We start from the raw sequence: 19,148 nt of genomic DNA, 5'->3' as shown, positions 1-19,148 counted from the left end.
CCACTTTCCTTAAATGCTGGTTTCGCCCTCAAAGACAGTAATAGCTGGGCCAGTCATGATGACTGGCTGAATAATCTCATTGATAGTTCCGCCCCAGGCGATCTGTAAATCACCGCCACGGGTGTGAACGTTTACAGGGGAATCGAGTAGTCCACGACGAATGCCTGAGACAACCGCTGCGCATGCTCCAGTGCCGCAAGCAAGCGTCTCGCCAGCGCCACGCTCATAGACACGCAACTTAATTTCATTGCGACCCATGATTTGCATATAGCCCGCATTGACCTTTTTAGGAAAGGCTGTATGCTTTTCGATGGAGGGGCCTTCTTCTAGAACCGGTGCGCTATTGACATCTCCCACTACTTGAACGGCATGCGGGTTGCCCATGGATACCACGCCAATCCAGCTGTCATGGGTAGCCGGAGTGGCGATGGGAAGGGCATAGAGCATCTCATGAAACTCTTGTTTGCTTGCTAAGCCATCAGCTACGAACGGAATGTTGCTGTGTTCAAAAATAGGCGCACCCATATCCACCTCAACCCGTCCATCTTCATGGGATTTGAGGGTAAGAACGGTATGCGCCACTTCAACACGCAATGGATTTTTATTGGACAGCCCTTGGTCGAGTACAAAGCGAACAAAGCAACGAGAGCCGTTGCCGCACTGCTCAACTTCGCCGCCATCGGCATTAAAAATACGATACCGAAAATCCGCATCTGGACGACTTGCTTTTTCAACGAGCAGAATTTGATCTGCGCCAATACCAAACTGACGGTGCGCTAGTTTTTGCCACTGCTCACGAGTGATGTTGCTGAGGTCTTGGTCAATGCCGTTGAGCACAATGAAATCGTTGCCCGCACCATGCATTTTGGTAAAGCGCAGCTTACGTGCGGACTGATTTAGATTCGTGCTCAAAAGATTTCCAATTATTGATAAAGACTAGGTTCGCCAGGCGGCCTATGTTTAAAGCGTTTATGCACCCAATAGTACTCTGCCGGTCTTTCGCGAACAAGATCTTCAATGTATTTGTTCAGGCGCGCTGTATCAGCTTCTACATCATCGGTTGGGAAGTTGGGCAGTGGTGCACTGATGTTGCAGGTATAGGCTTTGCGATCTGGATTCAATGTAGTGGTCATGAGGCACACTTCGGCGCCACTGAGTCTTGCTAGGCGTGAGACAGAGGTAATCGTATTTGTCTGAATACCAAAGAAGGGTACAAAAATAGAATCACGTGGTCCTAGATCGATATCCGGAGCAATAAAAATAAAATTGCCCGTTTGAATTTCTCGAATGAGATCACGTAAACGACTTTGCCTCTCAATGGATTTGCCGCCAAAACGATTTCTCCATTCAATCATCTTTTGATTGAAGAATGGGTTCTTCATATTTTGATAGAGACCGGCACCGCGCGGCCAATCATGCTGGCTTGCTAAAACGGAAAGCGCCATGAAGCCGCCCTCAAGTCCCACAAAGTGAGGATTGATTAAGAGTCGAGGCTTGCGATCGCCCAAAGTAATTGCAGAGTTGATCGTGACGATGTCAGTAATTTGTTTGCCGCTGCCAAGCCAGATACGACTTCTCTCAATTACGCTGCGGCCAAATAACTTCCAGTGCTCAAGTGCCAGCGCATCGATTCCTGTTTCACTGAGATTGGGAAAGCACAGGCGTAAATTCGTTTTAACAACTTTTACTCGTTCATTTGGGATATGCGCTACCAGCCAGCCCAAGCCATAGCCTATGTAGATGGTAAGGGTGTAAGGGAGAAACGCAAATAGGCGCAGCAGATTGAGCGCAAAAAAATTAAAGAAGTTTTGTAACCAGATCATCTTCAATAAATTATAAATTTATTAACTAATGGCTTGGTGGTAATTCCGCTCCGCTCGGATGCTTATAGCGGTTGTATGCCCAAATAAATTGGTTGGGTGCAGTCAAGATAGCATTTTCAATTGCGATGTTCAGTTCTGTCGCCGCGAGAAGAGAATCTTCTGAAAGTGGCGCCAGTCTCTTGGCTTGCATGAGCCATCCTTTGCCTAGCCCTTTGCGTTTGGCGGTAAACATCACGACGGGCGTGTTGTTGCGATTAGCTAGCCGTGCAGGAAGCGGAGTCGTGTAGGCGGGGCGCCCAAAAAAGGGGACCCATACACCTTCACCGCCGCTGGGCACTTGATCCGGAAGAATGCCAATGGCTTCGCCACGCGTTAAGGCGCGCGTCATTTGACGAACCCCATTCAAGTTGGTGGGTACGAAATGCATATTGGGGTATGCACGACCTTCTTCGACCACTTCATTAAGCCATGCTTGTCTTGAGGGGCGATAGAGGATGGTTGCTGGAAAGTGTTGCGCTAAGACTCTGGGAATGATTTCAAAGCCACCCAAGTGGGGCGTGAGCATTACCAGGCCGTGCCCTTCGCTGATTGCCGCTTCAACCACTTCCCAATCCTGTACCTCCACTAGGTTTAGTGCCTTTTGGGGGTTGCGCCAAATCCACAGACTATCGGAGAAGAGTTGGCCGGAGGCGGCAGCAGCGCTCCAGATCTGAAGGGGCAAACCGCGGCTTTTCAGCACTGCCTCATATTGAGGACGAAAAAGTGAGCGATATTGCTTTGAGCCAACATAAGCCAATATGCCTAAGGCCGCTCCAATTGCCTGGACCAGGAAAAGGGGCAAGACTGCTATTGCATTGAGAATGAGCTTGAAGAGTAGTTTGCGCACCCTGCAATGATATTCAATGCTGAGCCCAGGGCCAAATTTCTCACGGTTCTTGATGGATATAGCGCTTTTCGGATAGAATTGCCCCATCGCTGAGTTAAGGCAACTTGCAGGGCGATTCATAAATTCTGCTAAAGCGTCGCCGTTGTGGTTCCTGGCACGTCGAGTTGTCACTTAGATCGTGTTAATTTTTAAAGGAATATGTAATGGCAAACGATTACTTCTTTACCTCAGAATCCGTTTCTGAAGGTCACCCCGATAAAGTAGCAGACCAAATTTCTGATTCGATCTTAGACGCCATCTTGGCTCAAGATCCGACAGCGCGTGTTGCTGCAGAAACTTTGTGCAATACCGGCTTAGTTGTTTTGGCCGGTGAGATTACTACAAATGCGAATGTGGATTACATCCAAGTTGCTCGCAATACTTTGCGTGAAATTGGTTACGACAATACAGATTACGGTATTGACTACAAAGGTTGTGCGGTATTGGTTGCCTATGACAAGCAAAGTCCTGATATTGCTCAAGGCGTTGATAAAGCGCACGACGATGGCTTAGATCAAGGCGCTGGTGACCAAGGCCTCATGTTTGGTTACGCTTGCGATGAAACAGCAGAGCTCATGCCTTTGCCAATTCACCTGTCACACCGTTTGGTAGAGCGTCAATCTCAGTTGCGTCGCGACGGTCGTTTGAACTGGTTGCGCCCAGATGCGAAGTCCCAAGTAACCCTGCGTTATGTTGATGGTAAGCCAGACTCTATTGATACCGTTGTTCTCTCTACTCAGCACGATGAAGAAATTTCACTCGAGAAATTGCGTGAAGCAGTGATTGAGGAAATCATCAAGCCAGTATTGCCTAAGCATCTCATCAAGGGTGCGATTAACTTCTTGGTTAATCCAACAGGTCGATTTGTGATCGGTGGCCCACAAGGCGATTGTGGTTTGACTGGCCGCAAAATTATTGTTGATACATACGGCGGCGCAGCTCCACATGGTGGTGGCGCATTCTCCGGCAAAGATCCTTCTAAGGTTGACCGCTCTGCCGCATACGCAGGCCGTTATGTTGCCAAGAACGTGGTTGCCGCAGGCTTAGCAAGCAAGTGCTTGATTCAGATCTCCTACGCAATCGGTGTAGCAAAGCCAACTTCAGTAATGGTGAGCACATTCGGTACGGGCAAGATCTCTGACGAGAAGATTGCGCAATTGGTGTCCGAGCACTTTGACTTGCGTCCAAAGGGTATTGTGAAGATGCTGAATCTCTTGCGCCCGATTTATCGTAAGACTGCTGCTTACGGCCACTTTGGTCGTGAGGAGCCAGAATTTACTTGGGAGCAGTGCGATAAGGCTCCTGCCTTACGCGCAGCAGCGGGCCTGTAATCGGCCTGCAAGCAGTAAATTGGTAGTTTGTTGTTGTATTGAAGCTAAATATGGCGAAATTGATTACAATTTCGCCATACCTTCAAGGAGCGTTGCAAGGAATGCTGAGACCCAGCACTTCCCCAGGCTTGAAGGGAGTGAGTTCCTAAACGGAATTTGCTAATTGCAACTGCGCTCGCTAACCCATGATTCAATGGCTAGCGAGTTCTTACTCCAGCATTGAATCGTATTTAGCTGGAGCATTCATGAGTACCGTTTCCGATTTAAACAACTTTGTTGCAACCCGTTGCGCTATTGCCGATATTTCCTTGGCTGATTTTGGCCGTAAAGAAATCGCTATTGCTGAAACAGAAATGCCTGGATTGATCGCTATTCGTGATGAGTTCGCGGCGCAGCAACCATTGCGTGGTGCACGCATTACTGGTTCATTGCACATGACCATTCAAACTGCGGTATTGATTGAGACCCTTGAAGCGCTCGGCGCTGAAGTGCAGTGGGCTTCTTGCAATATTTTCTCTACACAAGATCACGCTGCCGCTGCGATTGCTGCAAATGGCACGCCTGTATTTGCGATCAAAGGCGAAACCCTTGAGCAATACTGGGATTACACCCATCGTATTTTTGAATGGGCTGATGGTGGCTTTACCAATATGATTTTGGATGACGGTGGTGATGCCACTTTGTTATTGCACCTCGGTGCCCGCGCTGAGAAAGATCAAGCTTGCTTGAACCATCCAACGAGCGAAGAAGAAACGATTTTATTTGCGGCTATTAAAAAGAAATTGGCGCAAGATCCGACTTGGTATTCCACACGCTTAGAAAAAGTCAAAGGCGTTACAGAAGAAACCACTACTGGCGTACATCGCCTGTATCAAATGTTTGCTAAGGGTGATTTGAAATTCCCAGCAATTAACGTGAACGATTCTGTTACTAAGAGCAAGTTCGACAACCTGTATGGTTGCCGCGAGTCTTTGGTTGATGCGATCAAGCGCGCTACCGATGTGATGGTTGCCGGTAAAGTTGCAGTGGTTTGTGGTTATGGCGATGTGGGTAAAGGCTCCGCACAAGCTTTGCGTGCTTTGTCTGCCCAGGTTTGGGTGACCGAAGTGGATCCAATCTGTGCATTGCAAGCCGCGATGGAAGGTTACCGCGTTGTAACGATGGACTACGCTGCTGATAAAGCGGACATCTTTGTTTCTGCAACAGGTAACTACCATGTGATTACCCATGACCATATGGTGAAGATGAAGAATCAGGCCATCGTTTGCAACATTGGCCACTTTGATAACGAGATTGATGTTGCTGGTATTGAAAAATACAAGTGGGAAGAAATTAAGCCACAAGTTGACCATGTGATTTTTCCGGCGGCCAATGGCATGCCTGAGAAGCGCATCATCATCTTGGCTAAAGGCCGTTTAGTGAACCTCGGTTGCGGTACTGGACATCCTTCATACGTCATGAGCTCTTCATTTGCAAACCAAGTGATTGCTCAGATTGAATTGTGGAATGCCGTTGGTACAGATAAATACCCAATCGGTGTTTACACATTGCCTAAGCATTTGGATGAAAAGGTTGCTCGCTTGCAGTTGAAGACGCTCAATGCAGAGTTGACAGTATTGTCTGATCAGCAAGCTTCATACATTGGCGTAACGAAGGAAGGCCCATACAAGGCTGACCACTACCGTTATTAATCCGCACTATTGCTAGACATTGTTCATTAGATACACAGGCCCAAGATCATGGAATTAAGCGTCGAATTCTTCCCTCCAAAAACACCTGAAGGTGAGACTAAGTTGCATCTTGTGCGCGAGCGTTTGAGTGAAACACTCAAGCCTGCGTTTTATTCCGTGACTTTTGGTGCTGGTGGCTCTACACAATCTGGCACATTAAAAGTGGTGAGCGATATTCATGCGGCCGGTGCGTCAGTTGCCCCTCACTTATCTTGTGTTGGTAGCTCACGTGAAAGCGTGCGTGAAATGCTCAAACAATATCAAGCCTTAGGTGTTAAACGTATTGTGGCCTTACGTGGCGACTTACCATCTGGTATGGGCCAGTATGGTGAGTTCCATCATGCCAATGAGTTGGTGGAATTTATTCGCGCAGAAACAGGCGATTGGTTTCATATCGATGTTGCCGCCTATCCAGAAACGCATCCTCAGGCCAAGTCGCCTGCAAGCGATGTGGACTTCTTTGTGCAAAAGATGAAGGCTGGCGCTAATTCAGCAGTGACCCAGTATTTCTACAATAGCGATGCTTACTTCCGCTTTGTAGATGAAGCTTATGACCAAGGCGTTACTCAGCCGGTGATCGCTGGAATTATGCCGATTACTAACAGCACGCAACTTCTGCGTTTTTCAGATGCCTGTGGCGCTGAGATTCCACGTTGGATTCGCTTGCGTTTGCAGTCGTATGGGGATGACATTGCTTCGATTCGGGCATTTGGCGAAGAGGTAGTTACTGATCTTTGTGACCAGCTCTTAACGGCAGGCGCTCCAGGTTTACATTTTTATTCGCTCAATCAAGCAGATGCCGTATTGGCCATTGCTGACAACTTGGATCTAACAAAGTAAGTGCTCGGCTTAGCGATGTAAGCCGGACTCTGTCAGAAGCATATCTAGGGGCTCATCATGAGTTTGGGCCGACCACTGAGCATCATCAAGTTTTTGCCAATCAAAACCAATCCCAAGACATATAAGCTTGGGATTTTTTCTTCTGAGCTGAGCTAGGGTTCGATCGAAGTATCCACCGCCATAGCCTAAGCGCCAATAGTGATTTTTTGAGCCTTGTTGAGATTTAGACCACCCTACACAAGGGATCAAAATACAGTCTGGTGTCACCTGGGGGCGACGAGGATTATTGGGATCTGGCTCCGGAACGCGATGCTGACTTGGAATGAGAATATCGCTGTCTTGCCAGGTATAAAAATCAAGGTGTTTGTCAGGGCGCGCAAATGGTAGCGACAGCACTCTTGCTGGTGATGCATTGGCCCAGGCTAGCAGAGTCGGCCGAAGGTCAATTTCTTCCTTGATGGGGCAATACAAGGCAACTGTGCGCAAAGCAACCCCAGAATCTGTAAGAAAATCGCCAAGCCCTACTAAAAGAGCATCTCTTGCGGCAGGATAGCTAGCGCTAGCCGCAAATTGTCTTCTTTGGGCTAGTAAGTCCTGCCGTAGAGTTTTTGGAGAATTGCCGTGCATATCAAGCATTATCAGGCGAAAATTAGCAGATATAGTAAATCGATAAGGCAAGACGGTGAAAAAGAAGTTTGATGCTTTGAGTGCTTGGCAAAAAGCCTTAGGTGGGGTGTTATTTCTTGCGTTGGCAATGAATGCTCCTAGCTTTGCAGCTGAGAAATCAAAGAAAGTGACGCCCCCAAAAGAAAGCAGAATTTCTGCTTTTGAGATTACCGATGGCGACCGTACTTTTATCGAATTACGTGAAGCGGCAAAGAAGAATGATGTTGCTCGCTCTCAAACACTGGCGGCTAGCTTGTCTAGCTATCCCTATGATGACTATGTAGCCTATTTCCGCATTAAGCCCCAGCTTTTCGATAGTGCCGGTGGGGCCCGCGCTGATACCAATGCCGACTCCCAAGTGATCGCCTTTCTCAATCAGTATCAAGGCACTGCTTTAGCCGATCGTATGCGTAATGACTGGTTGCTGGTATTGGGCAAGCGCAAGGATTGGTCTCGCTTTGATGCCGAGTATCCCAAGTTTGTTTTGGATGACGACACGCAGGTGAAGTGCTATTCACTCCAGTCTAAGTTAGCTCAAGGCGAGAATCCAACTAAGGTGGGTATAGATGCCCGCGCCATCTTGCTTGACCCCCGTTACTTTGGGCAAGCCTGTCAGGAGTTGGTACCCGCCCTAGTAGCGGCAGGCGGAATGACTCCAAGCGAAGCAAAAGCGATAGGCCGTGCTGCAGCTGAAATGGGTTTTGACACCATGGCCCGTCGTCTCGGTGGTGAAGATCCGATTGCAGAGGTTGTGAAGGCTGCCAAGGCTGATCCAGCAAAAGCATTTAAGGACTTTTCTCAAAATGCATCGCGCTACAGCAAAGAAAATCAAGCCCTTGCGTGGGGTGTGATCGGCCAGTTTTTAGCGAAGAAATTAGATCCCAATGCTGATGATGCCTATCGACTCCAGCAAGATCTTGGTTACAACGAGCTGCTATCAACCGAAGGTCAAGAGTGGAAAGTGCGTGCGGGCTTGCGCGCTAAAGACTGGACTTTAGTGAAGAATGCGATCGAAGGCATGAACCCTGCAGTGCGTAGCAAAGATCCCGCCTGGACATATTGGTATGGTCGCGCACTGAAGGCTGAGAGTCAGAACGAGAATGCGCGTGAGAATTTTGAGCTGATCGCTGACCAGTACAACTTCTATGGACAATTGGCTCGTGAAGATTTGGGTAAGTCCAATCATGCGCCGGCTCGGACTAAGGTGAGCGATCAAGAAATTGAAGCCATGTCTAGTCGCAAAGGCTTTGTTCGTGGTGAACGTTTATATGCTATGAATCTTCGCTTCGAAGGCAATCGTGAATGGAATTGGGAATTACGCAATATGAGCGACAAGCAATTACTTGCAGCCGCTGAGTATGCCAAGCGAATTGGGCTCTACGATCGCGTCGTCAATACTGCGGATCGCACCAAGCAAGAGCATGACTTTAGTTTGCGCTACCCCACGCCTTATCGTGATGAACTTTCTCCGATTGCAAAGCAGATTGATTTGAACTTAGCGTGGGCATATGGATTAATTCGTCAAGAATCCCGCTTCATCATGAATGCCTCCTCTTCAGTAGGAGCTTCGGGTTTGATGCAGGTGATGCCAAATACCGCCAAGTATGTGGCCAAGAAAATTGGCATGACCAGCTACACCAATGACAAGCTGAGCGATACCAATACCAATCTCACCCTGGGTAGTAATTACCTCAATATGGTTTTGGTAGATTTAGATGGCTCATGGGTGTTGGCTTCCGCTGCATATAATGCCGGCCCATCCCGCTCCAAATCATGGCGTGAAAAACTCACCAGTCCAACGGAAGGCGCAATCTTTGCGGAAACCATTCCGTTCAATGAAACGCGTACCTATGTAAAGAACGTGCTCGCTAATGCAACATATTATTCTTCGGTGATGCACGGCCAAGCGCAATCTTTAAAGCAACGATTGGGAGTGATTACTCCTAAAGCAGCAAATCCTTCTGAATTACCTTAGCATTCCAAAAATATCGGAGCCTTATGAAATACGACATTCTGCTGATTGGTGGTAACGGTTTTGTAGGAAGAGTGTTAGCTGCTCAATTACAGGCAGAGGGCTACTCTGTTTTATTGCCTACTCGGCATTTAGCGGCTGCACGTGAATTGAGGCTCTTGCCTAAGGTGCATCTTGAGGATGCGGATGTGCATGAGTTTGATGCTTTGCAAGAACTTTGTTCTTGTATCAAATCGAATGGTGCAGTCATTAATTTAGTTGGGGTATTACACGACAAACCAGCAAGGCCTTATGGCAAAGTATTTGAAGCTGCGCATGTTGAGCTGCCCAAAAACATTATTACGGCGATGCAAATGCATGGCCTAAAACGTTATCTGCATATGAGTGCGCTGGGTGCCGATTCAACAGGACCATCGATGTATCAGCGTAGCAAAGGCGATGGCGAGGCCGCTGTGAAGGCAAGCAATTTAGATTGGACCATCTTTAGACCTTCGGTTATTTTTGGTGCCCATGATCAATTTATTAATCTGTTTGTAAGGCTGACAAAGTTATTCCCGGCGATGCCTTTGGCAAATTCTGATGCTCAGTTTCAGCCAGTAAGTGTTGATGATGTAGCAACTGCTTTCACTAAAGCTTTAAAGATGCCATCCACCATTCATCACGCTTATGATTTGGTGGGCCCTACGGTATATTCCATGAAAGAGATTGTGGAATTTGCCGCACGAAAAGCAAAGACGCGATGCGCCATCATTCCAGCTCCCGATTTTGTTGGATATTTGCAGGCGCTGGCGTTTGAATTTTTGCCGGTACCTACGTTGATGTCTCGTGACAATATTGACTCTATGAAGGCGCCTAACATCTTGCCACTCAACGGGCTGGATGCATTGACTACGGTTTTTGGAATCAGTCGTCGTACTTTGGAAGGTATGAAATAAGCAAATGAAGATCTACGCGGTTGGTGGCGCAATTCGGGATACCCTTATGGGTATGCCGGTGCACGACATTGATTATGTTGTGGTTGGCGCCAGCGTAGAGGAAATGATTGCGCAGGGCTTTCGTCCTGTCGGAAAAGATTTTCCCGTATTTCTGCATCCAGAAACACAGGCCGAGTATGCCTTAGCTCGAACCGAGCGTAAGACAGGCAAAGGCTACAAAGGCTTCCTGTTTTACGCTGATCCAACAGTCACCCTAGAGCAAGACCTAGAGCGTCGCGATTTGACGATCAATGCCATGGCGCAAGAGGTGGGTGATGATGGAAAGTGGGTTGGTCCAATCTTAGATCCATTTAATGGACAACAAGATTTGGCCGCCCGAATATTTCGTCATGTGTCAGATGCATTTGCGGAAGATCCACTTCGCTTGTTGCGCATCGCGCGTTTTGCCGCACGCTTTCCGGATTTCACGGTGGCAACAGAAACCATGGATGCTTTGCAGGCGATTGTGCAATCAAATGAGCTATCAGATTTATCGGCCGAAAGAATTTGGCAAGAGTTGGCTAGAGGGTTGACGGCTGCCAAACCCATGCGCATGTTTCAGGTACTGCTGGATACTGGAGCGGCAAAGTCGCTCTTACCAGCAGACTTAGTCAGCGCGCTAACAAATGAGTCATATCGTGAAGAGTTGATTGCCCGTTTGCAGACTTCAAGCGATCGCTTGGAGAATCGTTGTGCGGTAGTGCTCATACATTTACCTGCTAGTGAGATTCGCTCATGGTCAGACTGTGTGCGCATGCCAAATGATGTGCGTGATTTCAGTGAGATCTTTAGTGAACTCAATCAACTAATCCAAAAGAGCATCAGTACAACTCAGTGCGCCTATGGCGCTGTCGATGTGCTTGCTTGGTTTAATCGCGCGGATGTTTGGCGTAAACCTGAGCGTGGAGAAGCCCTATTGGATTTAGCTAATCGAATTGGTTTAAGGGTAGATGCTCTACTGCAAGCGATGCGAAACGCACAGGTGCTCAACACCGCAGAAATTATTTCGAGTATTCCTGCTGAAGATCGTACGAATGGCGAATGTATTCGTAGTGCAGTAGACGCCGCAAGACTTTCTGCCGTTGCCTCCGCACTCAACACCTAAAACCTAGAGTCTATTTCGGCCTCTCAGGCCTGGTAAATCTTCTAGCGTCTGGCCTGGCAACAGATCATTCAGTTTCTTTGAAAAGGCAAAGACTTTAAAGAGCTCACCCATCTCTGCTTCGGACAAGAGTTTTTGTAATGCATTGCTAATCGGTAAAAAAGTTTCTGGATTTCCAGGGTCGCCATTTTCAAGGGCGATATCACCAATACCAGCATCAAGTAAGTAGCTTGCCTGATTACTAAGATACACATCATCGACATCTGCTTCTAATGCGTTACGCGCAATTTGGGACCACTCAACGTGCGTTGTGATGTCACAAAGACCAGGCAGATGAAATGGATCTTGAATGGCGTGATGGCGATGATGTGCCATGAGCGTGCCTTCTAGGCGTTGCGCATGGTAATACTCAGCTTCTGGAAACCCATAATCGAATGTGAGGAAGAGGCCAGCATCCAGCTGTTTGGCGATATGACGCATCCAGGCATTTGCTTGCGTATGCAATTCAGTGACGTAGCCCTCTGAAAAATTTCCTGTGAGCAATGTTTCAGGAAGCAGGGATTGCTCAACAGGCTTGCCGGTGACCCAAGCTAATTTCCCGCCAGTGATCGCAACCCCATGCCAATACCAAAAACCATTCTGAAAAACGATCGCCTCACAAGGAATTGCGTCAATGACTTCGTTGGCCAGAATAATTCCTGTGAAGTTATTCGGGAGTGATTGAGGCCAGTTACATTGGGTGGAAAGCTGGAGATTTTTAGTAAGAGCTTTAAGACGGTTTTCTTGCCTTTGGGCCAAATCAGGCGATATCTCGATGATGTCGTAGCGATCTAGCGAGAAACCAAGATCATTTAGGCGGCTCAAAATGGACTCCGCAAGCTTTCCGGTGCCGGCACCAAATTCCAGGATTTGAGTAGGTAAACCTTTGGCTTTCAGGCCCTCTAGGATGGGTAATAGCGTGGAAACGATGGCGGCGCCAAAGAGGGGGGACAATTCCGGCGCCGTTGTGAAATCCCCGCCCGCACCAAGCTTGTGGGCGCCGGCGCTGTAATAGCCCATGCCTGGCTCATAGAGAGCCATTTCCATATACCTAGAAAAGGGCATCCAACCCCCTTGAGAGGCGATTTCACCCATTATTTTCTGGTTCAGGAGCTCGGTATGCGCCGTTTCAAGGCCGGTCAAGGTAATATCCATAGCTCGCTAGTCTAAGAGAATTTCAGTGAACTTGAGTTCAAATCCACAACATCAGCAAAACAAAGCGGTTTTAGTGACCGGCGCAGCTAAGCGTCTCGGTCGTGAAATTGCCTTAGAGTTTGCACATCAAGGCTGGGATGTGGCTATTCATTATGGAAGGTCTGAGCTTGAGGCTCAGGCAACGGTCGGCGATATTCAGAAGTTGGGACGTAAGGCGCACGCCTTTCAGGCTGACCTCGCTCAAGAGGACCAAATCAATGCTGTATTTTCCGCGGTTACTGCAAAGTTTCCAGATTTGCGCTGTCTGGTCAATAGCGCATCCATCTTTGAATATGATCGTGCTAATTCCACAAGCCCGATGACGGGTAAAAACTTGCGTGATCATATGCAGGTGAATTTGGCTGCTCCAATTCTGCTGTCCCAGCTCATGTTTGAGTATCAAAAGAGCAGGTCTAAAAATGCAAGCGATGTAGAGAGATCCATTGCCTCTGTGATTCAGCTGCTTGATCAAAAGCTCATTAATCTGAATCCAGACTTTTTGTCTTATACCCTCTCAAAGGCAGCCCTCTTAAGTTCCGTAGAGCTGCTTGCTGTGGACTTTGCACCTTACTTAAGAGTGCTTGGCTTGGCCCCCGGCATTACGCTTCTATCAGGTGATCAAACTGAAGAAGGTTTTTCTAAAGCGCATCAGATGACGCCATTAGGTAAGTCTTCAACGCCTGGCGACATTGCTAAAGCAGCGGTATTTTTAGCAAGTTCAAATTCTATTACTGGTACCACCTTGTACGTTGATGGCGGACAGCATCTGCTGCCTTCTTCACGCGACGTGATGTTTAAAACAAGTTGAGTATTTCACTAAGAAATTCATTAAAAGTTATTCAAAATTTATGCACGCTATTCTTTCTCATCCAGCATTAGTTGATTGCCGACGCTTATTCTTGCGTGACTACGAAATCTATATCAATATCGGTGTTCATGATTTTGAGAAGAAGGCAGAGCAACGCGTCATTCTGAATGTGGATCTATATATCCCTTTAACTATGAATACTCCTTCAAAAGATTTGCTAGAGGAGGTTGTTGACTATGACTTTATGCGTGAAACCATTAAGGCGCGGTCTTCCCAGGGGCATATCCATTTGCAAGAAACCTTCTGCGATGACATCGTGACTGCGATGCTGCTGCACCCCAAGGTTATTGCTGCTCGTGTCAGCACGGCCAAGCCCGACGTGTATCCCGACTGTCATTCTGTAGGCGTTGAAGTCTTTCGGATGAAGCAAGTTTAAGAGCAGTATTAAGAAAAGAATTTCCTAGCCATGAGTGATATTCGTAAAGTCGTCTTCGAAGAAAACAAGCTTGAGAAAAAGCTATGCCGTTTAGTGGGTCAAGCTATTGGCGACTTTGGCATGATTGAAGATGGTGACAAAGTCATGGTGTGTCTATCGGGTGGTAAAGATAGTTATGCCATGCTCGATATCTTGCTGAAGTTGCGTGAGCGTGCCCCCATCAACTTTGAAATTGTTGCTGTGAATTTAGATCAAAAGCAGCCAGGATTTCCGGCTGATATCTTGCCAAACTACTTAACTGCTTTGGGGGTCCAATTCCACATTGAAAATCAAGATACCTATAGCATTGTGAAGCGAGTTGTTCCAGAAGGTAAGACCACTTGTGGACTCTGCTCTCGATTGCGCCGTGGCATTTTGTATCGTGTGGCGGACGAATTGGGTGCGACAAAGATCGCCTTGGGTCATCATCGCGATGATATTTTGGAAACCCTATTATTGAATATGTTCTTTGCTGGCAAGCTAAAAGGCATGCCGCCAAAGTTACGTTCAGATGATGGCAAACATATTGTCATTCGTCCTTTGGCATATGTTCCAGAGAAGTTGCTTGAGCGTTATGCCGTGGATATGAACTTCCCCATTATTCCGTGCAATCTTTGCGGCAGTCAGCCCAATCTTCAGCGTGGCGCCATGAAAGAAATGCTGCGCGAATGGGAAAAGAAACATCCGGGCCGAGTGGAGAACTTGTTCCGTTCTATGCATCACATCGTGCCCTCCCATTTAATGGATGACGAAGCGTTTGACTTCAAGGGCCTGGAAATTTCGACTGAACTTTCGGGCATCGCCGCTAGATCTGCTGGCGACAAGGCTATTGATGAGACGGAAATCGATGAATTGGCCTGCGGAACCCTAATACAAAGCGTTTCAGGCCCCTTTAGCGACTAATACTTATGGGGAATATAAATAAGGCAATTTATAATTCCTCTTTATGAATATCGTTATTTTGGCTGCTGGCCAGGGAAAGCGGATGAAGTCCGCCTTACCCAAGGTTCTACAAACCTTGGCTGGAAAACCGCTCCTCCAGCATGTTCTAGCTACAGCCCTCTCCCTGCAGGGTAAGAATGCCAAAAACGGCCCAATTGTTGTCGTAGGCCATGGCGCTACGGATGTAAAAGACTTCTTAGATCTTGCTAGTGAGCAGGATGCTACCTATCGCAAGGTCAGCACTGCATTACAAGCAGAGCAAAAGGGTACGGGCCACGCCCTATTGCAGGCGCTACCTAAGCTTGATGTCAATGAACCTACATTGGTTCTTTATGGCGATGTCCCTCTGACGAGCAAACAAACCCTGTCTAAATTGGCGAAGTTGGCTGACGGCGTACGCGGTCAAGATTCCGCCTTGGCTTTGCTGACACAGAATTTAGATAAGCCAACAGGCTATGGCCGCATTGTGCGGGATGTCGATGGTTCCGTTAAAGAGATTGTCGAAGAAAAAGACGCAACGCCTGCGCAAAAGCGCATTCAAGAAATTAATACGGGCATTATGGTTTTGCCAACCCAAGCATTAAAAAAATGGCTAAAGGCTTTGCGTGCTAGTAATGCTCAAGGTGAATATTATTTAACGGATGTGATTGCAATGGCCGTTAAAGATGGGGTGCCGATTCGAACTGCACAAGCTGATGCTGAATATGAGACGGTGGGTGTTAATAGTCGCGATCAGTTGGCTGCTCTAGAGCGTGTGCATCAACTCAATCAAGCGAATCTACTGATGGATGCGGGAGTATCTTTGGCAGATCCAGCGCGTATTGATATTCGAGGAACACTCGAATGCGGCACGGATGTTTTTATTGATGTAGGTTGTGTATTTGAGGGTTGTGTGACCTTAGCTTCTGGTTCTAGGATTGGCCCTTATTGCATTATTCGCAATAGCGCAATTGGTAAGGGCGTGATCATCCATCCATATAGCCATATCGATGGCGCTAAAGTGGGCGCGGGCTCTTTGATTGGTCCGTATGCTCGCTTACGCCCAGGTGCTGACTTGGCAAACGATGTTCATATTGGCAACTTTGTTGAAGTGAAAAACAGCAAGATCGCCTCGAACAGTAAAGCAAATCATTTAGCGTATGTGGGTGATTCAATCGTTGGTTCTAGAGTCAACATTGGCGCCGGAACAATTACTTGCAACTACGATGGTGTGAATAAGCATCAAACAATTATTGAAGACGATGTCTTTATTGGCTCCGATACGCAATTGGTTGCTCCTGTCCGTGTTGGTCGTGGCGCAACTTTGGGGGCGGGTACTACCTTAACTAAGGATGCGCCTCCAAACCAATTAACTGTTTCTAGAGCAAAGCAGATTTCTTTGCAGTGGCAACGTCCAGTAAAGCAAGAAAAGAAAGTGGTCGCTAAAAAGCTTACCGCAAAGACTCAGGTAAAAAAGGTAAGTAGTAAAAAATCCGTTAAGGCTAAAAAATAATGTGCGGAATTGTTGGCGCAGCATCACGTGAAAATATTGTCGATGTCTTAATCGAAGGGCTTCGTCGTCTTGAATACCGAGGCTATGATTCATGTGGCTTCGCGGTGATCAATGGTGATGACGCAAAACACCCCATTGAACGTGCGCGGACAACAGCGCGCGTTTCTGAATTGGCCGAGCAGGGCAAGGATTTCCGAGGCACTTTAGGTATTGCGCATACACGCTGGGCGACGCATGGTAAGCCTGATACACAAAATGCCCATCCCCATATTTCTGGTGGATTGATTGCAGTGGTTCATAACGGCATCATTGAAAATTACGAATCACTTCGTGCGGAGTTGAAATCTGCTGGATATGAGTTCACCTCAGAGACCGATACAGAAGTGATTGCTCATCTGATTCATCAAGCTTATATATCGAGCAAGCAAGCAGATTTAGTTGCCTCCGTGAGATCGGTGCTGCCACGATTGCATGGCGCTTATGCTATTGGTGTCATTGCGCAAGATCGTCCCGACATGTTGGTGGGCGCGCGCGTTGGATCTCCACTTGTGGTCGCGCTTGGTGAGAATGAAAACTTCTTGGCTTCCGACGCTTTAGCCCTTGCGGGTAGGGCGCACTCTATGATGTATCTGGAAGAAGGTGATGTTGCCATTCTGAAGGCTGATAGTGTTGAGATTATTGATCAAGCGGGTCAAGCGGCTCAGAGAGAACATAAGGCTATGCCAGCGCAGGCTGACTCTGTTGATCTTGGCCCTTATCAGCATTACATGCAAAAAGAGATTTTCGAGCAGCCTAGGGCAATTGGAGATACGCTGGCCAATATCGCTAGTTTTGGTCCTGAACTCTTTAATGCTGATTCAGAAGAGTGGCAAAAATTTGATCAGATCCTCATCTTAGCTTGTGGCACCAGCTACTACTCAGCTTGTGTTGCGAAGTATTGGCTGGAAGATCTTGCTGGAATTCCGACACAGGTAGAGATTGCGAGCGAGTATCGCTATCGCACAACCGTTCCGAATCCAAACGCTTTAGTGGTGGTGGTTTCTCAATCTGGTGAAACCGCTGATACCTTGGCTGCTTTGCGTCATGCGCAATCCTTGGGGCATCAATACACCCTGGCAATTTGTAATGTTGCTAGTAGCGCCATGGTTCGTGAGACTAAGTGGAATTTCTTAACCAAGGCTGGCACAGAGATTGGCGTTGCTTCCACGAAGGCATTTACTACCCAGTTGGTCGCGTTGTATCTTTTGGCGGTGTCATTGGCTAAGCGTGCTGGCAAAGTGAGTCCTGAGCGTGAAAAAGAGCTTTTAAGAGATTTACGCCACTTACCAAAAGCGTTGCATGCGGTCTTGGCGCTTGAGCCCCAAATTATTGCTTGGAGTAATGCATTCTCTAAATGTGAGAATGCTTTATTTCTAGGCCGTGGGATGCATTACCCCATCGCGCTTGAGGGTGCCCTCAAGCTCAAAGAGATTTCGTATATTCATGCTGAGGCTTACCCGGCAGGCGAGCTGAAGCATGGCCCCCTTGCTCTAGTGACTGAAAAGATGCCTGTAGTAACGGTCGCCCCAAAAGACGACCTTCTAGAGAAGCTCAAATCCAATATGCAGGAAGTAAAGGCTCGGGGCGGTAAGCTGTATGTTTTTGCTGATCAAGATACTGATATCAGCAGCAGCGAAGGCATCAATGTCATTCGCTTGCCTGAGCACTATGGCAATCTCTCACCAATTCTGCATGTCGTTCCCTTGCAGCTCTTGTCGTATCACACGGCTTGTGCCCTTGGGACTGACGTGGATAAGCCGCGCAATCTAGCAAAGTCAGTTACCGTCGAGTAAGTCTCCATAGGGCTTTGCGGCCCTATGACCATTAACCCCATCTATTTCCTGATAGTGAATAGGGCCTTGCAATTAGTACGAGTTAGTACTAAACTAGTTCGCATACAGACTAAATTATTGAAAGTTCTTATGAATTACCTGTCACTGGTGAAAGAGTTGGCGCAGACCTACCAGGCCTTTGAGGCGCATTCGGGAAGTCATGTAAAAGAGATGGGTTTAACCATGACCCAGTTCGATATTGTGGCCACTTTGGGCAATCAACCGCCAATGACCTGCAAGGAGCTTGGTGAAAAAACCCTGGTTTCGAAGGGCACGATGACTGGAGTGCTTGAGAGATTGGAGGCAAAAGGACTTATCGAGAAATTTGTGAATGTAGAAGATGGAAGGAGTTACAAGATTGGACTCACTAAATCTGGCGACAAGTTGTTTAAGAAAGTATTCCCAGAGCATATTGAGTATCTGGGGAAGGCATTTAGTAAGCTTAGTAAAAAAGAATTGGAACAAGCAGTAACGGTTTTACGAGAAGTAAAAGCAATTTTTAATTAATTCACATACCAGTAAATAAAAAGGAGCATTACATGAACACATATCAAAGCGCACTCAACCTCATCGGCCGATTGCTAATCGTTGCTTTATTTTTGCCAGCAGGCCTAGGAAAGATTGCTGGGTTTGAGGGTACATTGGGCTACTTCGCATCATTAGGCATTCCTGCCCCAGTATTTGCACTGGTAGTAACCATTGTGATTGAAGTGTTGGGAAGCACTGCATTGATCGTAGGATTCCAAACACGAGTAGTTGCCATCATCATGGCCATCTTTACATTGGTAGCGGCTGTTACTGGCCATGCATTTTGGGCTGCTCCTGCAGATGCTGCATTCATCGCACAATTACTGTTCTTCAAGAACATTGCAGTAATGGGTGGTTTGTTAGTTCTAGCTTCAGCTGGCGCAGGTAACTTCAGCATTGATGGTCGTAAAGCAGCGAATTAATTTCATTCATTTAA

At 47.3% G+C, this 19,148-nt stretch carries 18 protein-coding genes and 1 riboswitch; of the genes, 13 read left to right on the top strand and 5 right to left on the bottom strand.

Going from position 1 to position 19,148, the window contains the following annotated elements; all coding sequences use genetic code 11:
• Positions 1-9 precede the first annotated feature (9 nt).
• Genes dapF through FD960_RS10090 form a run of 3 tightly spaced genes read right to left on the bottom strand, consistent with a single transcriptional unit; the run spans position 10 to position 2,829 of the window.
• Positions 10-864 carry a diaminopimelate epimerase gene (gene dapF / locus FD960_RS10100; protein WP_215300682.1) on the bottom strand — a complete coding sequence of 285 codons (855 nt, stop codon included), beginning with the start codon at positions 862-864 and terminating at the stop codon, positions 10-12.
• Positions 865-923: 59 nt separating this feature from the next.
• Positions 924-1,823 (bottom strand): lipid A biosynthesis acyltransferase, encoded by a 900-nt coding sequence (locus tag FD960_RS10095; RefSeq protein WP_215299105.1) that lies wholly within the window; start codon positions 1,821-1,823, stop codon positions 924-926.
• A 25-nt stretch (positions 1,824-1,848) separates the two neighbouring features.
• Positions 1,849-2,829 carry a lysophospholipid acyltransferase family protein gene (locus tag FD960_RS10090; protein WP_215299104.1) on the bottom strand — a complete coding sequence of 327 codons (981 nt, stop codon included), beginning with the start codon at positions 2,827-2,829 and terminating at the stop codon, positions 1,849-1,851.
• A gap of 83 nt (positions 2,830-2,912) precedes the next feature.
• On the opposite strand from FD960_RS10090, the gene metK reads away from it, so the two are divergent.
• The 3 genes from metK (at position 2,913) to metF (ending at position 6,649) form a co-directional block, all read left to right on the top strand.
• Positions 2,913-4,079 (top strand): methionine adenosyltransferase, encoded by a 1,167-nt coding sequence (gene metK / locus FD960_RS10085; protein WP_215299103.1) that lies wholly within the window; start codon positions 2,913-2,915, stop codon positions 4,077-4,079.
• Positions 4,080-4,157: 78 nt separating this feature from the next.
• Positions 4,158-4,263: riboswitch (S-adenosyl-L-homocysteine riboswitch) on the top strand.
• 61 nt (positions 4,264-4,324) lie between these two features.
• A complete protein-coding gene (ahcY, locus tag FD960_RS10080; RefSeq protein ID WP_215299102.1) occupies positions 4,325-5,770 on the top strand; it encodes an adenosylhomocysteinase in 1,446 nt (481 codons plus the stop codon).
• Positions 5,771-5,818: 48 nt separating this feature from the next.
• Positions 5,819-6,649 carry a methylenetetrahydrofolate reductase [NAD(P)H] gene (metF, locus tag FD960_RS10075; RefSeq protein WP_215299101.1) on the top strand — a complete coding sequence of 277 codons (831 nt, stop codon included), beginning with the start codon at positions 5,819-5,821 and terminating at the stop codon, positions 6,647-6,649.
• A 9-nt stretch (positions 6,650-6,658) separates the two neighbouring features.
• Here metF and FD960_RS10070 read toward each other — a convergent pair whose 3' ends face one another.
• Positions 6,659-7,276 (bottom strand): 5-formyltetrahydrofolate cyclo-ligase, encoded by a 618-nt coding sequence (locus FD960_RS10070; RefSeq protein WP_251369794.1) that lies wholly within the window; start codon positions 7,274-7,276, stop codon positions 6,659-6,661.
• A gap of 127 nt (positions 7,277-7,403) precedes the next feature.
• On the opposite strand from FD960_RS10070, the gene FD960_RS10065 reads away from it, so the two are divergent.
• From FD960_RS10065 to FD960_RS10055, 3 genes are read left to right on the top strand one after another with little or no spacing between them, the layout of a single operon-like run.
• Positions 7,404-9,290, top strand: coding sequence for a lytic transglycosylase domain-containing protein (locus FD960_RS10065; protein ID WP_215300681.1), 1,887 nt, complete (start codon positions 7,404-7,406; stop codon positions 9,288-9,290).
• Positions 9,291-9,313: 23 nt separating this feature from the next.
• On the top strand, positions 9,314-10,222 hold the full coding sequence (locus FD960_RS10060) for a complex I NDUFA9 subunit family protein (protein ID WP_215299099.1): 909 nt from the start codon (positions 9,314-9,316) through the stop codon (positions 10,220-10,222).
• A 4-nt stretch (positions 10,223-10,226) separates the two neighbouring features.
• Entirely contained in the window at positions 10,227-11,366 is a 1,140-nt protein-coding gene (locus tag FD960_RS10055; protein WP_215299098.1) for a polynucleotide adenylyltransferase, read from the top strand.
• Positions 11,367-11,369: 3 nt separating this feature from the next.
• Here the strand turns inward: FD960_RS10055 and FD960_RS10050 are convergent, their stop codons facing one another.
• The gene (locus FD960_RS10050) at positions 11,370-12,557 is read right to left on the bottom strand and encodes a class I SAM-dependent methyltransferase (RefSeq protein WP_215299097.1); all 1,188 of its coding nucleotides are present in this window, start codon (positions 12,555-12,557) and stop codon (positions 11,370-11,372) included.
• A 25-nt stretch (positions 12,558-12,582) separates the two neighbouring features.
• Between FD960_RS10050 and FD960_RS10045 the strand changes: the two genes are divergently transcribed.
• From FD960_RS10045 to FD960_RS10015, 7 genes are all read left to right on the top strand, one after another.
• Positions 12,583-13,404 carry an SDR family oxidoreductase gene (locus FD960_RS10045; RefSeq protein ID WP_251369792.1) on the top strand — a complete coding sequence of 274 codons (822 nt, stop codon included), beginning with the start codon at positions 12,583-12,585 and terminating at the stop codon, positions 13,402-13,404.
• A gap of 40 nt (positions 13,405-13,444) precedes the next feature.
• Positions 13,445-13,840, top strand: coding sequence for a dihydroneopterin aldolase (locus FD960_RS10040; protein WP_215299096.1), 396 nt, complete (start codon positions 13,445-13,447; stop codon positions 13,838-13,840).
• Between the two features lie 30 nt (positions 13,841-13,870).
• A complete protein-coding gene (ttcA, locus tag FD960_RS10035; RefSeq protein ID WP_215299095.1) occupies positions 13,871-14,782 on the top strand; it encodes a tRNA 2-thiocytidine(32) synthetase TtcA in 912 nt (303 codons plus the stop codon).
• A 43-nt stretch (positions 14,783-14,825) separates the two neighbouring features.
• Positions 14,826-16,313, top strand: coding sequence for a bifunctional UDP-N-acetylglucosamine diphosphorylase/glucosamine-1-phosphate N-acetyltransferase GlmU (gene glmU / locus FD960_RS10030; RefSeq protein ID WP_215299094.1), 1,488 nt, complete (start codon positions 14,826-14,828; stop codon positions 16,311-16,313).
• Positions 16,313-18,145, top strand: a complete 1,833-nt coding sequence (gene glmS / locus FD960_RS10025; protein ID WP_215299093.1) for a glutamine--fructose-6-phosphate transaminase (isomerizing) — start codon at positions 16,313-16,315, stop codon at positions 18,143-18,145. The genes glmU and glmS overlap by 1 nt, the downstream gene beginning before the upstream one ends.
• Positions 18,146-18,274: 129 nt before the next feature.
• Entirely contained in the window at positions 18,275-18,691 is a 417-nt protein-coding gene (locus FD960_RS10020) for a MarR family winged helix-turn-helix transcriptional regulator (RefSeq protein WP_215299092.1), read from the top strand.
• 32 nt (positions 18,692-18,723) lie between these two features.
• Positions 18,724-19,134: a DoxX family protein gene (locus FD960_RS10015; protein ID WP_215299091.1), complete on the top strand. Its 411-nt coding sequence runs from the start codon at positions 18,724-18,726 to the stop codon at positions 19,132-19,134.
• The last annotated feature ends 14 nt before the right edge of the window (positions 19,135-19,148 follow it).

Source organism: Polynucleobacter sp. AP-Nino-20-G2 (assembly GCF_018688235.1).
Lineage (GTDB): Bacteria > Pseudomonadota > Gammaproteobacteria > Burkholderiales > Burkholderiaceae > Polynucleobacter.
Note: the sequence above shows the minus strand (reverse complement) of the source record. Positions and strands in the feature narration are given on the sequence as shown.